15 protein-coding genes are annotated in these 14,574 nt (G+C 67.5%); 5 read left to right on the top strand and 10 right to left on the bottom strand.

Annotated features, from left to right (window positions below; translation table 11 throughout):
• The first annotated feature begins 5 nt into the window (after positions 1-5).
• From AAHB16_RS00480 to AAHB16_RS00465, 4 genes are read left to right on the top strand one after another with little or no spacing between them, the layout of a single operon-like run.
• The gene (locus tag AAHB16_RS00480) at positions 6-1,205 is read left to right on the top strand and encodes a CaiB/BaiF CoA transferase family protein (protein WP_150371885.1); all 1,200 of its coding nucleotides are present in this window, start codon (positions 6-8) and stop codon (positions 1,203-1,205) included.
• Positions 1,206-1,214: 9 nt separating this feature from the next.
• Entirely contained in the window at positions 1,215-2,153 is a 939-nt protein-coding gene (locus tag AAHB16_RS00475) for a hydroxymethylglutaryl-CoA lyase (RefSeq protein ID WP_150371884.1), read from the top strand.
• A gap of 59 nt (positions 2,154-2,212) precedes the next feature.
• Entirely contained in the window at positions 2,213-3,184 is a 972-nt protein-coding gene (locus AAHB16_RS00470; protein ID WP_150371883.1) for a Bug family tripartite tricarboxylate transporter substrate binding protein, read from the top strand.
• Positions 3,185-3,210: 26 nt separating this feature from the next.
• A complete protein-coding gene (locus AAHB16_RS00465; RefSeq protein ID WP_342049767.1) occupies positions 3,211-4,191 on the top strand; it encodes a Bug family tripartite tricarboxylate transporter substrate binding protein in 981 nt (326 codons plus the stop codon).
• 34 nt (positions 4,192-4,225) lie between these two features.
• Here AAHB16_RS00465 and AAHB16_RS00460 read toward each other — a convergent pair whose 3' ends face one another.
• The 9 genes from AAHB16_RS00460 to AAHB16_RS00420 form a co-directional block, all read right to left on the bottom strand.
• Positions 4,226-5,173, bottom strand: a complete 948-nt coding sequence (locus AAHB16_RS00460; RefSeq protein ID WP_342049766.1) for a HEAT repeat domain-containing protein — start codon at positions 5,171-5,173, stop codon at positions 4,226-4,228.
• Positions 5,174-5,184: 11 nt separating this feature from the next.
• Positions 5,185-6,060: an ABC transporter ATP-binding protein gene (locus AAHB16_RS00455; protein WP_342049765.1), complete on the bottom strand. Its 876-nt coding sequence runs from the start codon at positions 6,058-6,060 to the stop codon at positions 5,185-5,187.
• Positions 6,057-6,920 carry an ABC transporter permease gene (locus AAHB16_RS00450; protein ID WP_342049764.1) on the bottom strand — a complete coding sequence of 288 codons (864 nt, stop codon included), beginning with the start codon at positions 6,918-6,920 and terminating at the stop codon, positions 6,057-6,059. The genes AAHB16_RS00455 and AAHB16_RS00450 overlap by 4 nt, the downstream gene beginning before the upstream one ends.
• 9 nt (positions 6,921-6,929) lie before the next feature.
• A complete protein-coding gene (locus tag AAHB16_RS00445; RefSeq protein ID WP_342049763.1) occupies positions 6,930-8,363 on the bottom strand; it encodes an ABC transporter substrate-binding protein in 1,434 nt (477 codons plus the stop codon).
• A gap of 65 nt (positions 8,364-8,428) precedes the next feature.
• The gene (locus AAHB16_RS00440; protein ID WP_342049762.1) at positions 8,429-8,674 is read right to left on the bottom strand and encodes a 4Fe-4S dicluster domain-containing protein; all 246 of its coding nucleotides are present in this window, start codon (positions 8,672-8,674) and stop codon (positions 8,429-8,431) included.
• Positions 8,675-8,692: 18 nt separating this feature from the next.
• The gene (locus AAHB16_RS00435) at positions 8,693-10,408 is read right to left on the bottom strand and encodes a fumarate reductase/succinate dehydrogenase flavoprotein subunit (protein ID WP_342049761.1); all 1,716 of its coding nucleotides are present in this window, start codon (positions 10,406-10,408) and stop codon (positions 8,693-8,695) included.
• Positions 10,409-10,566: 158 nt separating this feature from the next.
• On the bottom strand, positions 10,567-11,346 hold the full coding sequence (locus tag AAHB16_RS00430) for a GntR family transcriptional regulator (protein ID WP_150371875.1): 780 nt from the start codon (positions 11,344-11,346) through the stop codon (positions 10,567-10,569).
• 85 nt (positions 11,347-11,431) lie between these two features.
• Positions 11,432-12,349, bottom strand: coding sequence for a hypothetical protein (locus AAHB16_RS00425; RefSeq protein ID WP_342049760.1), 918 nt, complete (start codon positions 12,347-12,349; stop codon positions 11,432-11,434).
• Positions 12,350-12,422: 73 nt separating this feature from the next.
• Positions 12,423-13,070, bottom strand: coding sequence for a hypothetical protein (locus AAHB16_RS00420; protein ID WP_342049759.1), 648 nt, complete (start codon positions 13,068-13,070; stop codon positions 12,423-12,425).
• 104 nt (positions 13,071-13,174) lie between these two features.
• Between AAHB16_RS00420 and AAHB16_RS00415 the strand changes: the two genes are divergently transcribed.
• Positions 13,175-14,125, top strand: coding sequence for a GlxA family transcriptional regulator (locus AAHB16_RS00415; RefSeq protein ID WP_150371872.1), 951 nt, complete (start codon positions 13,175-13,177; stop codon positions 14,123-14,125).
• On the opposite strand, the gene AAHB16_RS00410 is transcribed toward AAHB16_RS00415, so the two are convergent.
• Positions 14,090-14,488, bottom strand: coding sequence for a hypothetical protein (locus AAHB16_RS00410; RefSeq protein ID WP_342049758.1), 399 nt, complete (start codon positions 14,486-14,488; stop codon positions 14,090-14,092). The two genes, AAHB16_RS00415 and AAHB16_RS00410, sit on opposite strands and share 36 nt — an antisense overlap.
• Between the last annotated feature and the right edge of the window lie 86 nt (positions 14,489-14,574).

Raw genomic sequence — 14,574 nt, 5'->3', positions numbered from 1 at the left:
AGACGATGCAGGCGCTTGAACACATCACCGTGCTGGACCTGACCCATATGCTGTCCGGCCCATACGGAACCATGCTGCTCGCCGATCTCGGCGCGCGAACCATCAAGGTGGAGCCGCCGGGCGCGGGCGAGGGCACGCGCAAGCTGCTGGCGGACAGCGACGATTACGCGCGTGACGGCATGGGCGCGTACTTCCTGACGCTGAACCGGAACAAGGAAAGCGTCTGCGTGGACCTGAAGAGCGAGGCGGGCCGCGCGGTCTTTCTCGATCTGGTCCGCCGCGCCGACGTGGTGTTCGACAACTTCAGCGCCGGCGTGACCACGCGCCTCGGTATCGACTACGCCACGCTCTCCGAGATCAACCCGCGCATCATCACGTGCTCGGTAACGGGCTTCGGCCAGACGGGCCCGGACACGCAGCATCCCGCGTTCGACCAGGTCGTCCAGGCCATGGGCGGCGGCATGTCCATCACGGGCATGAGCGATGGCTCGCCCGTGCGCAGCGGCATTCCCATCGGCGACCTCGGCGGCGGCATCTTCGGCGCCATCGGCGTGCTCGCGGCATTGAGCGCGCGCGAGCAGACCGGGCGTGGGCAACACGTCGATATCTCGATGCTCGACGCGCAGATCTCGATGCTCAACTACATGGCGACCATGCACCTGATGTCGGGCCATGTGCCGGACCGTATCGGCAATAGCCACTTCGTGCACGTGCCGTACAACACGTATCCGACGCGCGACGGCTATATCGTCATCGCGTGTATCGGCGACGCGTTCTTCGAGCGCTTTCTGAGCGTGATCGAGCATCCGGACCTGCGCCGCCCCGAATACGCGCGGCAGCCGGGCCGCTACGCGGACAAGGCGCATATCGACGGCATCATCGCCGATGAACTGCGTCAGGAATCGTCGGCATACTGGCTGGACAAGCTGCGCCAGGCGCGCATCCCGTGCAGTCCCGTCAACGATTTTGCGCAGGCGCTCAACGACCGCCAGGTCCGCGCGCGCGACATGGTGCGCGAGGTCACGCTCAAGACCGGCGAGACCATCGGCATGCCGGGCAACCCCGTCAAGCTGTCGGCCGTGGCCGAGCCTGCCTATACGTGTCCGCCTTCGCTGGGCGAGCATACCGAGTCCGTGCTGCGCGACTGGCTCGGCTATGACGCGGGCCGCGTGGAGGCGCTGCGCGCCGACGGCGCGATCGGCTGAGGAGACATCATGGCAACCACCGATCGCATCGTCATTACCGACGTCTCGCCGCGAGACGGCCTGCAGAACCAGGCCATCCACGTGTCCACCGACGACAAGCTCGAACTCGTCCGGCGGCTCGCCGCCGCGGGCGTGCCGAGCGTCGAGGTCACAAGCTTCGTCTCGCCGAAGGCCGTGCCGCAGATGGCCGACGCGGCCGACCTCGTCCCGCGGCTGAACAGCGCGCTGCCCGGCTTGCAGACCTCCGCGCTGGTGCCCAACCTCAAGGGCCTCGAACGTGCCCATGCGGCCGGCGCGCGCGAGATCGCCGTGGTGCTGTCGGCCACGCGCACGATGAACGAACGCAATATCAACATGGACCTCGACGCGGCCACCGAGGTCAGCGAGCGCACGTTGATCGAGGCGCGGCGCCTTGGCCTGCGCACGCGTGCCTATGTCGCCGTGGCGTTCGAATGCCCGTTCGAGGGCGACGTGCCGCTGGACGTCGTGCTGCGCCTGTCCGGACGCATGCAGGCGGCCGGTGCCGATCGCATCGTCATCGCGGACACCATCGGTGCCGCCGCTCCGGGCGCGGTCAAGATCCGCATGAACGAACTGGTGGCATCGATCGGTGCCGATCGGCTGGCCGTGCACTTCCACGATACGCGCGGACTCGGTGCCGCCAATGCATGGGCCGCGCTGGAAGCCGGCATTCGGCATTTCGATGCGAGCGTGGGCGGTATCGGCGGCTGTCCGTTCGCGCCCGGCGCGGCCGGCAATCTCGCCACGGAAGACCTCGTGCTGATGGCGGAGCGCAGCGGATTCGCCACGGGCATCGATCTGCGCGGGCTGCTCGATGCCGTGGCGTTTGCCGAATCGGTCCTCGGGCGACCGCTCGGCGGCCGATCGATCGCCTGGCTGCGCAGGCACTACGCGAAGGAAGCGGAACGCAACAGGGAGGCCGCATAACCCTGAACGACCGCCGTACCCCAAACACCGAACACAACGACAACATTCCGGAGACAGACATGCTGCATCGCAGTTGGATTCGTATTGCCCTTTTCGTATTGTCGCTGGGCCTGCCTGGCGCCATGCTGCCCGCGCAGGCCGCCGGCAAATGGCCGGAAAAGCCCGTCACGCTGATCGTTCCCTATGCGCCTGGCGGCGGCACCGATATCGTCAGCCGCCTCGTCGCGCAGAAACTTTCCGAACTATGGGGCCAGTCGGTCGTGGTGGAAAACCGCCCCGGCGCCAACGGCGTCATCGGCACGAGCCACGTCGCGAAGTCCTCGGCCGACGGCTACACGCTGATGATGGTCGTGGGTTCGCATGCGATCAACCCGGTGCTGATGAAGAGCATGCCGTACGACACCGCGGCCGCGTTTACACCGATCACGCGGCTGGCCATCTCGCCGATGGTGCTCGTCGTGTCGAAGAAGAGCCCGTACAAGAATCTGAAAGACCTCGTCGAGGCCGCGCGCAAGCAGCCGCTCGGCGTTGGGTATTCGGAAGGGACGACGCGCCTGACCGGCGAACTGTTCCGCCAGATCGGCCAGCTGCAGACGGTTTCGGTGCCGTACAAGGGCGGCGCGCAGATCATGGTCGATGTCATCGGCGGCCATCTGGACATGGGCTTTACGAGCGTGCTGACCGCGATGCCGCATGTGCAGGGTGGCAATCTGCGCGTGATCGGCGTGGCCGCGGACGAGCGCATGTCGATCTTCCCCGACGCCATGACGTTCAAGGAAGCGGGCCTCACGGGTGTGGAATCGCTGAACTGGTATGGCCTGTTCGGACCGAAGGGCATGCCGCAACAGGTCGTGAACCAGATCAATGCGGACCTGCGCCGCGTGACGTCGGACCCCGCGGTTGCCAAGCAGATGCACGACCAGGGCGCGAACGTCGTGCTCACGCCGCCGGCGCAGTTCAACGAATTCATCGTATCGGAGACGCGAAAGTGGGCGGCCGTCGCGCAACGCGGCGGGATTCAGCCTGAATAAGCTGCAAACAACAATAAGGGGGAGACATGATGCAACGACGTCAGATGATGTTGGCCATAGCCGCCATGGCGGCGGCTATGGGGACAGCCGTGCCCGCGCACGCGCAGAGCTATCCCGCGCGGCCGATACGGCTGATCGTGCCGTTCGCGCCGGGCGGGGTCGCGGACACGAGCGCGCGCGTGGTGGCGGACCGGCTGGGGCAGCGGCTCGGACAATCGGTCGTGGTGGAGAACAAGCCGGGCGCGTCGGGCAATATCGGCACGCAGCAGGTCGCGCTGTCGGAGCCCGATGGCTATACGCTGCTGCTGGGCTTCGACGGCACGATGGTCATCAATCCGCATGTCTATGCGAAGGTGCCGTTCGACACGCTCAAGGATTTCGCGCCGATCAGCAAGATCGGTGACGCGGCGCTGATTCTCGTGGCCAATCCGGGCGTGCCGGCCAGGAACCTGAAAGACCTCGTCGCGTACTCGAAGACGCTGCCCGATGGACTGTCGTACGGCAGCGCGGGCACCGGTAGCACGCCACACCTTGCCGGTGAACTGCTCAAGGCGCGCACGGGCATCAAGATGACGCACGTGCCGTACAAGGGCGGCGGACAGGCGATGGGCGACCTCGTCGGCGGCAATCTGCCGGTGCTGTACACGGCCGTGGCCGGCGCGCATCAGTTCGTGAAGAACGGCAAGGCCACCGCGATCGCGGTCTCGTCGGCCACGCGCGTGCCGTCGCTGCCCGACGTGCCGACGATGATCGAGTCCGGCATCGCCAACATCGAGGTGAACTCGTGGGTGGGACTGTTCGCCCCGGCGAAGACGCCCGCGCCGATCGTCGACAAGCTGCAGAAGACGCTCAACGCCGTGGTCAGCGAACCGGAGACCCGCGATCGGCTGCTGACGCTCGGCATCGTGCCGTCAGGCAACACGCCGGCCGAGTTCCGCAAGCAGGTGGATGCCGATCTGCGCATGTACGGCGATATCGTGAAGCAGGCGAATATTCACGTGGATTGACGCCCAAGCCGGCGCAGCCGGCAGCGGGGCCCGCCTAGGCGGCCGACACCCGTTCGCGAATCTGCGCGATGGCGATGCGCGCGGATTTGCGCACCTCGGGATCGCCATCGCCCAGCGCGGCCTCGAGCACCGCGAGGATGGCCGTGTCACGCGCCTCGGCCAGCTCGCCCAGCGCGAGCGCGGCCTCCTTGCGCACGTTGCTGAGCGGAAACGCGAGCAGACCCGCCACCGCCGTCGCACTGGCCCGCTCGCCGAGCCGGCCCAGCGCCCGCGCGGCCTGCAGCGTGACCTGCCAGTATTCGTCGTCGAGCGCGGCCTCGAGCCCCGCGCGCGCGGCACGCAGCCGCAGCTTGCCAAGGGTCACGGCCGCTTCCTCGCGCACCTGCCAGTGCGCATCGCGCAGCGCGCCGAGCAGCGGTGGCAGCACGCTGTCGTCGTGAGCAAAGCCGAGCGCGCCGATCGCGGCGCGCCGCACATCGGCATCGCTGTCGCCGCCCGCGAGCGCGGACAGCGCGGGCAGGGATGGCTCGTGACGCAGCCAGCCAAGCACGCCCACGGCCTCGCGCCGCACCGCGGATACAGGATCGGCCAACGCGCCCTGCGCGGCCGCAATGCTCTCCGGCAATCGCAACTCGCGCAATGCACGCAGCAGCGCCGCGCGCGCGAACGCATCGGTCCCGGCCAGACGCGCGAGCAACAGATGCCCGAGCGCGGGGTCCTTGAGCGCGGAGAGGCTGTCCGCCGCCGCCTGGCGCGTTGGCGCGTCGGCGTCGCCGAGCGCATCGCACAGGGCGGCAACGGCCGCCGGCGCTTCCCATGCGGCCAGATGTTCGGCGGCCGTGCGCCGCACGCCGGCATCGGCATCGCGCCGCAGCGCGGCGGCGACCTCTGGCAGCAGCGCTTCGTCCTCGCTTTCGGTGGCATCGATAACGGCAAGACGCCGTACGGCGGGATCGGCAGCGGCAAAGCGGGGGTCGGTCATGGTCACGGAGATCAGAAGCTGGAAACGGAAGAAGAGGGGGGCGATGCGCGGCCGTCGCCAAGCGGGCTCAGCCGGGCCGCGGGTAAGGCGGGCTCGCGATGGCGCAGCAGCGCGAGCAGATGCCGCTTGAGCTCGATGAACGCGGGCTCGGTCACGAGGTCACGCGTCTCGCTGCGTTCGCGCGGCCGCGCGAACGGGACGCGCAGATCCTCGATGATGGTGCCGGGGCCCGGGCTCATCACGACGATGCGGTCCGCGAGGAACAGCGCCTCGTCGATATCGTGCGTGACGAACACGACCGTGGGCCGATAGTCGCTCCAGACGTCGAGCAGCAGCGCCTGCATCATGGCGCGCGTCTGCGCGTCCAGCGCGCCGAACGGTTCATCCATCAGCAGGATGCGCGGACCGCCGATCATCACGCGGGCGATTTCCGCGCGCTGCTGCATGCCGCCCGACAACTGCGACGGATAGCGATCGGCGAAATCGGCGAGGCCCACGCGGCCGAGCAAGGCCGCGCTGCGGCGGCGACGTTCCTCGCGGCCCACGCCGCGCATCTTGAGTCCGAATGCCACGTTGTCGATCGTCCGGCGCCACGGGAACAGCGTGTGGTGCTGGAATACCATGCCACGTTCGGGATGCGGGCCGTCGATCGGCGTGCCATCCAGCGTGGCGCGTCCCGCGGCGGGCGCGATATGCCCGGCCAGCACGCCCAGCAGCGTGGACTTGCCGCAGCCGGACGGGCCGAGCACGCAGACGAATTCGCCGGGCGCGATCGACAGGCTGACATCGCGAACCGCCGTGAAGCGTTGCGCGCCGGAGCCCAGCGCGATGGAAAGGCCGTCGAGCGCCACGGCACCCTGGCGCGCGTCATGCGTGGGGCCGCTCATCGCGCGCTCCCGGATACCGCCAGCCAGGGCGTGACGAGCCGGCCCGCCATGCGCACCAGCGCGCTGCTGCCCATGCCGAGCAGGCCGATCAGCAGCATGCCAACGACGATGTCGGGATAGCGCTGCACTGTGTACGACTCCCACGTGTAGTACCCGATGCCGAACTGGCCCGAGATCATTTCCGCGGTGACGAGGCAGAACCACGACGTGCCCATGCCGATGGCGAGTCCAGTCACGATGCCCTGTGCGGCGCCGGGCAGCACGACTTCGCGCAGGACGGACCATTGGCCGGCACCCAGGCTGCGCGCCGAGGCGACGAGGCGCGGGTCCACCGACTCGGCGCCATGAATGGCCCCGAGCAGGATCGGAAAGAATGCGCCCGTGAACGTGATGAAGATCATCGACACCTCGGATGACGGAAACATCAGGATCGCAAGCGGAATCCACGCGACGGCCGGAATGGGCCGCAATACCTCGAGCGGCGGCAACAGGCCGAGCCGTATCCACGTGGAGCGGCCGATCAGCAGGCCGGCGAGCGTGCCGAGCACGGCCGCCGACAGGTATCCCCAGCCGACCCGCGAGAGGCTGCTGCCCAGATGGCGCAGCAGCTTCGGGGACTGCAGCAGCGTCCAGGCGGCCTCGAATGTTTCGGACGGTGTCGGCACGTTCTCGAACGTGACCACGCCGAAGTGCAGCCGGTAGCGGGTCGCGACGTGCCACCCCAGCAGGCACAGCGCGAGCGACGCGATCTGCAGCGCGAGGCGGGCCGGGCGAATGCGCCGCGCGGCAACGGCGGGCGTGGCCGTGGCGGACGGCGCGCCGGAGCTGCCGGAGGTGCCGGGCAGGGCGTGGCTCGTCATCGTGCCCTCCTAGCGTGCGGCGAGTGCGGACGGTTGCCGCGCCGCCGCGTAATCGATGACCTGGCCGCCGTGCTGGCTGGCCCATGCCTGCGCGCGCGCCTTCAGCAGGAACGCGTTGAGGCGGCCCTCGCCATCGCGTGTGAACCATGCCTGGCTGCCGAGCAGCTTGATGCCGGACTCTCTGTCCTGTGCGTAGAACGCGCGGACTTCCTTCCCGTCGCGCTGCAACGCGCCCAGCGCCTGCACCGCGGCTTCGGGCGACGCGTAGCTGCGCACGCGCGCTTCGCCCTTGACCCACACCTGTGCCACGCGGTCGAAGTGGTCGATGCGCTTGCCCGTGGCCGCATCGTTCGCCTTGAGCGGCAGTTGTGCGTAGTCGCGCAGCGCGGCGTCGTAGTCGAGCTTCTCCGCCTTGAACGCGGCGCGCACAAAGCTGTCGTCGATAAATGCGTTGACGTCGAGGTCCCCATCGGCGCGCTTGAGCAGCTTGAGCGTGTCGAACGAGGTCTGCACGGCCTTGCGGTACTCGGGCTTCCACGTCAGGTCCCGCGTCTGCAGGCCGAGCGGACCATGGAACAGGTAGTTGACTTCGGGCTCGACGCCCGTCACTTTCGCGATCAGCTCGCTGTATTTCTCGGGCTCGGCGGCCAGCAGCCGGTTGGCCTCGATGGTCGCGCGCAGGTACGCCACCACGACCTCGGGATACTTCTGCGCAAATTCCTTCTGTACGAGCGTACCGTGAAACGTGGGCGTCTGCGTCTGCGCCCCGTCGAGGATCTTGCGGGCAAAGCCGCGATACGGGAACAGCTCGGCAAACGGCACGAAGTCCGCATGCGCGTCGATCTTGCGTGCCTGCAGCGCTGGGCCCGCCACTTCCGGGGCCTGCGTGATGATGTTGACGTCGCGCTCGGGGTCCCATCCCTGTGCCGCGATGGCGCGCAGCAGCATGCCGTGGGCCGTGGAGGCGAACGGCACGGAGATGGTCTTGCCCTTGAGGTCCGCGAGCGATTGCGCCGGCGAATCGCTGGGCACGACGATGCCGTTGCCGCTACCAAGCGTGCTGCCCGACAGCACGTTGATGAAGATGCTGCCCTTGCCGGCCTTCTGGTTCGCGACGCCATTTAGCACGCCCGGAAACTCGGCCATCGAGCCGAAGTCGAGCTTGCCGGCCAGCATCTCGTTCGTGATCGGCGCCCCGCTCGTGAAGTTCTTCCACTGCACGTCATAGACCGCATCCTTGTACTTGCCGTCACGAGGCAGGTACTTCTCGAGCAGCTTGAGTTCGCGCACGAGCAACCCGCCGCTGGCGGTGTTGATCGTCGTGTCCTGGGTGCCGAGTGCCACGCGAATCGTTTCCGCATGGGCAACCGGCAGCGTCAGCGTGAGGAGCAGCGCGACGCGCAGGGGAAGGGTCAGGGTAAGGGGCAGGGGCAGCGCTTTCATTTTGCGTTCCTTGAAGTCGATGGGTGCGGGGGCATTGGGAAATCGGTACGGTGCACGCAGCGCAATCACCGCAACAGATATGGAATGTCGACGTGCACGGCGCCGGTCGGGCAATCGCGCTCGCAGGGCATGCAATACCAGCACTCGTCGAACTTCATGAACGCCTTGCCGGTTTCCGGATCCACCGCAAGCAGATCCATCGGGCAGACGTCGATGCAGACCGTGCAGCCCTTGTCGGCTATGCACTTGTCTTCGTCGATCGTCACGGGAACGGCGGTGCGCGTCTGCGCGTCGCGGGGTACGAGGGCCATGGTTGGATTCCTTGTGAGCTAGGCCGCGACCCGCAGGCGCGAGTAGGCGGTACGTTCGTTCGCGTCGAGCGGCACGAGGTACGGTTCGACGGGGCGCTTGAACGACGTCATCGCGCCGTCTTCGCCCTTCTTCAGATGCGTATGGCAGAACCATTCCTCGTCATTGCGTACGGGATGGTCGACGCGGTAGTGGTACAGGCCCCAGCGGCTCTCCGTGCGGAACAGCGACGCGCGCGCCGCCATTTCCGCGCAGTCGAGAATCACGGAGACCTCGGCCGCGCGCATCAGCTCGTGCGGATTGGCGGCCGACAGCTGCGCGACGTCCTCCCGGATTTCCGCAAAGCGCTGCAGCCCGATCTCCATGCGCCGCGTGACCTTCGGCGGCTGCAGGTAGTCGTTCACGAAGCGTCGCAGCTTGTACTCGACCTGCGAGGGCGGCAGGCCGTGCGCGCGATGCAACGGCGCATGCACGCGTGTGCGTTCGGCTTCGACCTGCGCGCGATCGATGGCGGGCAGGGCGCCGCCACTGGCACGCTCGGCGGCCTGCTCGCCGGCGAACCAGCCGTAGGTGAACGCACCGAGCATGTAGTTGTGCGGTACCGCGGCCATGTCGCCCGCGGCGTACAGTCCCGGCACGGACGTCGCCGCATGCTCGTTCACCCACACGCCCGAGGCGCTATGGCCGCTGCAGAAGCCGATCTCCGAGATATGCATCTCGATCATGCGCTTGCGGTAATCGTTGCCGCGCAGCGCGTGGAAGCGCCCGCGGCTCGGACGCTCGTTCGTATGCAGGATCGTCTCGATGTTCTGTATGGTTTCTTCCGCGAGGTGATCGAGCTTGAGGAACACTGGCCCATTGCCGCTCTGGAGTTCCTGATAGAACTCCCACATCATCTGGCCGCTCCAGTAATCGCACTCGATGAACCGTTCGCCCTTGCCGTTCGCGGTATAGCCGCCCAACGGACCGGTGACGTACGCGCACGCGGGACCGTTGTAGTCCTTGATCAGCGGATTGATCTGAAAGCATTCGAGGTTGGCCAGTTCGGCCCCCGCGTGATAGGCCATGGCGTACCCGTCGCCGGCATTGGTCGGGTTCTCGTACGTGCCCATCAGGTAGCCCGATGCGGGCAGGCCGAGGCGGCCCGCGGCGCCGCAGCAGAGGATGACCGCCTTTGCGCGTATCACGTGGAAATCCGCGGTACGGCAGTCGAACCCCATCACGCCCGCGGCCTCGCCGGCGGGGCCCGTCAGCAGCCGCGTGGCGACGATCCGGTTGGTGACCTCGACACGTGCGCGCTTCAGTTGCCGATAGAGCACCTTCTTGACGTCGTGGCCTTCCGGCATCGGCAGTACATAGGCGCCCATGTGATGGACCTTGCGGACGGCGTAGTCGCCCGTTTCGTCGCGCTCGAACTTCACGCCCCAGCGGTCGAGTTCCTCGATCGTGCGGAAGCTGTGCCGCGCGTAGGCGAGCACGGTGGCCTGGTTCACGATGCCGTCGTTGGCGACCGTGATCTCCTTCGTGTACTGCTCCGGCGTCGCGTGGCCGGGGATCACGGCGTTGTTCAGGCCGTCCATCCCCATGGAGATGGCGCCGCTGCGCTTGACGTGCGCCTTGTCGAGCAGCAGCACGCGCAGCGCCGGATTGCGCTGCTTGGCCTTGATCGCCGCCATGGGGCCGGCCGTGCCGCCGCCGATGACGACGATGTCGTAGTCGAGTTCGTGTGTCTGCATGGTCCTGTGGGGATCAACTTGTTATAACAAGTAGGACCAGATTGTAGGAGTGCGGCGTCGCGGCACCAATGAATGGTTTCGCGCTTGCTTGTGCGCGGCGCGCATATGCGCCGTGACCGGTGTCGCGTGGGTGTCGCCTGGATGTCGCCCGGCGGTGCCTAGGCGGTGCCCGCGCGGCGCGCGCGCGTGCGCTGGCGGTCGATGCGCAGCCGGTACTGGAACGTATCGCCGCGGAAGTACAGGTACTCGAAGTCGATGGGGCGGCCGGCGCTATCGTGCGTCAGCCGCTCGATGCGCAGCAGCGGCGCGCCCTCGGTGGTTTCCAGCGCGCGCGCCAGCGCCTTGTCGGCCAGGACTGCGTCGATCGCGAGGTCTGCGGCGCCCAGCGGCAGCGCGCAGTCGTTCTCGAGAATCAGGAAGATATCGCGCGTGACGAGGTCCGCGCGCTGAAGCTGGCGGCCGATCGGCTCGGGCAGATACGTGACCTCGTAGGACACGGGCGCGCGGTTCAGCAGCCGGACCCGATGAATCTCCGTTACCGGCTCGCCTTCGCCGATCTCCAGCCGGTGCGCGACGGCGGCCGTCGCGGGAACGATATCGAACGACACGACGCGATTGACGATCTCGTGCCCCATGCGCGACATCGCTTCCGCGAAGCCTTCCAGCGACGTCACGTTCTGGAACGCCTTGGGCTGCGAAACGAACGAGCCCTTGCCATGCTTCTTGAAGATCAGGCCTTCGCGCTCGAGGTGCCCGAGTGCCTGGCGCACGGTGATGCGGCTGACGCCGAAGCGTTCCTGGAGTTCGCTCTCCGATGGCATCTGGCTGCGCGGCGGATGGCTGCCGTCGAGAATGCGCGCGCGCAGTTCGTCGCGAATGCGGATATAGAGCGGCGTGGAATCGTCGTCGGTCGGGGGGGCGGTGCGGGTCGCGGGCATGAGTGGAGGACGGAGCGCGCCGTATTATAGGGCAGGGTGTACGTCATAGGCGTGTACGCGTACAGGCGCCTGCCGTCACGCAAGGTCATCGAGGCACGTACAGGCCGTCCTTCTCCGACCAGCGATAGGTCTTCCGCCAGGATCCCTTGCGCTCGCGCAGTTGCAGCTCCCTGTAGCCCGCGGTGGCGCGATCCGAGACGACGAGCACATTGCTGCCGTCGGTCACGTCGTGATTGCGTGTGCCGTCCTTGTTCCAGTCTCCGGCAATCATCTTCATGAAGGACATCGGCGCGGCAAATACGGCGCGCAGCGTCTTGCCGTCCTGCATGAACAGGTAGAGCGCCTCGAACGAGGCGCCGCCACCGGCGTAGCCTTCGCTCCAGCCCGCGCGCACGCCGAATGCGGGGTGGCCTTCGCCGAGCTTGTAGGCGGCGAGGTCGAAGCGCAGCCACGATTCGGGCGGGCCGCCGCCGTCGTCAACGGCTTGCGGGGCGTCGAGGTTCGATCCGTTCCAGTCGGTCGGCGTCCGGACCGGTGCCGTCGTGCGCGCGATCAGCGTCGGTTCCTCGCCCGCCGCGCGCGCGAAGATCGCGAACCATGTTTCGGTCGAATCGGTACGGCACTGGTCTTTCCAGTACTTGCGTTCGTTCGTGGCGCGCTCCGGTGTTTCGGCGAGGCATGCCACGGCGACATACCGGTCGGGCTGTCCAGGCCATGGCTTGACGCCGGCGAGCACCAGCGCGGCGGGGTTCGCGCCGGGCACCGTCTGGCGCACCAGCTGCGCCGCCGTGAAGCCTTCCGGCAATTGCGTGCCGAAGCCGTCCGCCTGCGGTGTACCGCGAATCTCCCGATCGAACACGGCGCGCCCTTCGGGCGTGGTCAGCTTGCCGGGGACCTTGTCGATCGACGTTGCCGTGCCTGCGGCGAACGCAGGCGTGGATAGCACGATCAGGGACGCGGCGGCCAGCGCAAGCCGCGCGGGACCGGATGGGGACGATGACATGGGCTTCGGCTCGGAATCGGGACACCCGCGATGCTAGCCCAAAACGGGTGTTCCGCCACGGATCGGCCGAAGCTCAGGGCGCGCGGTCCCAGACAAACGCGAGCGGCGGCTGGCCGGGTACGGCATTGCCGTGCAGTATCCGTGCGCCGTGCACGCGAAGCACGGCGCCGAGCACGGCCAGCTCGGCCGGCGCTATCATCGCGGCGCAGGTTCCCAGACCGGCGCGTGGTCTGGCCGCACGGTCCAACGAGACGATGGCGTGCGCATTCGTGGCCTCCAGCCGGAGATGCAAGGCATCGCCCGCATCCGGACCTGCCAGCAGGGAAGCGGCGGCATGAAGGCTGCGGACCAGCACCTGCCGCAGTTGCCAGGCATTGCCGAGAATCTCCACCGGTTCCGGCGGCAATGCGAGCCGCAGCGGTGTGCAGGACCGCGCGAGCAAGGGTCGCCATTCGGCGGCCGTCTCTTCCAGCAGCGCGCGCAGATCGAATGCCGCCGGTGGCATGGCGACGGGCGCCAGATGGACCAGTGCGTGGAGCAGTTCCGTAAGCAGTCGCGTGTGCGCGGCGATGTCGGTCAGACACTGCCGCGCCTCGTCGATGGCGGGGCGGTCGCCATCGAGCCAACGCTGACCTGCCGCGGCCAGCAGCGTGAGCGAGGTCAGGGGAGGGGTCGTATCGTGCAGAAGCGACAGCCCCAGTTCGTGTAGCGATGCGGTCATGGGTAATAACCTCGGGCATGTCGAGCACCCATGATCGGTGAAATGCAGGATTTACACGCGACATTTATAATCCGCTTCTCGGACATGTAGCGCGCGGTGGAAAGATGCATCGGATTGGGTATTTGCTGACGGAAGGCTTTCAGGTGATGGCCCTGGGCACGCAGTCGGTGTTCGAGTTCGCCAACGTCGTCGCGCGCGAGCCCGTCTATCAGGTTACCAATTACTCGATGGCTGGCGGCGAGGTGCGCTCGTCGGTCGGCGCATCGGTCGGCACGCTGCCGGCGAATATCGACGATGCCGACACCTGGATGATCAGCGGGATCGTCGATCCGACCGGACGCCCCACGCATCCGGACGAAGCGGCATTTATCCACGAAGCGTCGGTTCGCGCGCGCCGCGTGGTCGGCATGTGCACGGGCGCCTTCGCGCTCGGCGATGCGGGCGTGCTCGACAACCGGCGCGCCACCACGCACTGGGCTTTCGCGGAGGCATTGAAGCAGCGCTGCCCGCTGGCGAAAGTGGACGCCGACCGCATCTTTATCGTCGATGGCGCGATCTGGACCTCGGCCGGCCTGACGGCCGCGATGGACCTCGCGCTCGGCATCGTCGAGAAGGACCTCGGTCACGAGGTCGCGAACCGGGTGGCCCACGTGCTGGTCATGCACCACCGCCGCGCGGGCGGGCAAACGCAGCATTCGGAGATGCTCAAGCTTGCACCGAAGTCGGACAAGGTGCAGGTCGCGCTCGAGTTCGTGCGCCAGAACCTCGGCAAGCCGCTACGGGTTGCCGATCTCGCGCATGCCGCGCACCTGAGCACGCGGCAGTTCCAGCGCGTGTTCCAGGCGGAGACCGGCGAGTCGCCGGCGCGGGCGATCGAGCGCATCCGTATCGAGACGGCCCGCAATCTCGTGGAACGGGGCCGCCATTCGCTCGAAGTGATTGCCCGCGAGACGGGGTTCCGGGACCGAGGCCATCTGCGCGAGGCCTTCCAGCGCGCCTTTGGCGAGTCTCCGCAAACGCTACGCCGCGACGCGCGCGCGGCGGCGGCGGGCTGACGGCGCCACGGCGCGCGTGATGGCGCGCGTCACGCCGGTCGGATTCCACGCGGGCGACAATACCGCGAGCGCGTGCTCGTGGAAGGTCTGCCGCAGATGCAGATCGACGAATTCGCCCACCGAGTCATAGGAAAACTTGCGCGCGGTGCGGATAAGCTTGTCCGGCTGGAACGACGCCTGCTGCCAGTCGCGATCGTGGATCAGCAGGTAGGGCGGGATATCGCGGCGGGTCTCGCGCAGCGACTGGATGCCCGTATCGATGCGGGCGAGGCACGCCCAGTCCTGCGGCAGCGCGCGAATCAGATGCACTTCCTGCACGCTATCGGATCCGGCCGAGCCGATGAGAAAGCGGTGGAACATCATGAAGAGTCTCCGGCTGGATGCGTTACCCCGATGATTTCCCGGTTCGAGGTCCATGCATATCCGTCGCCGTCCTACGGCGCTGCCGG

The sequence above is a fragment of the Cupriavidus sp. OTU4054 genome (assembly GCF_038440175.1).
GTDB lineage: Bacteria > Pseudomonadota > Gammaproteobacteria > Burkholderiales > Burkholderiaceae > Cupriavidus > Cupriavidus pauculus_D.
The sequence above is the reverse complement of the archived record's forward strand: the minus strand, read 5'-3'. Positions and strand labels throughout refer to the sequence as shown.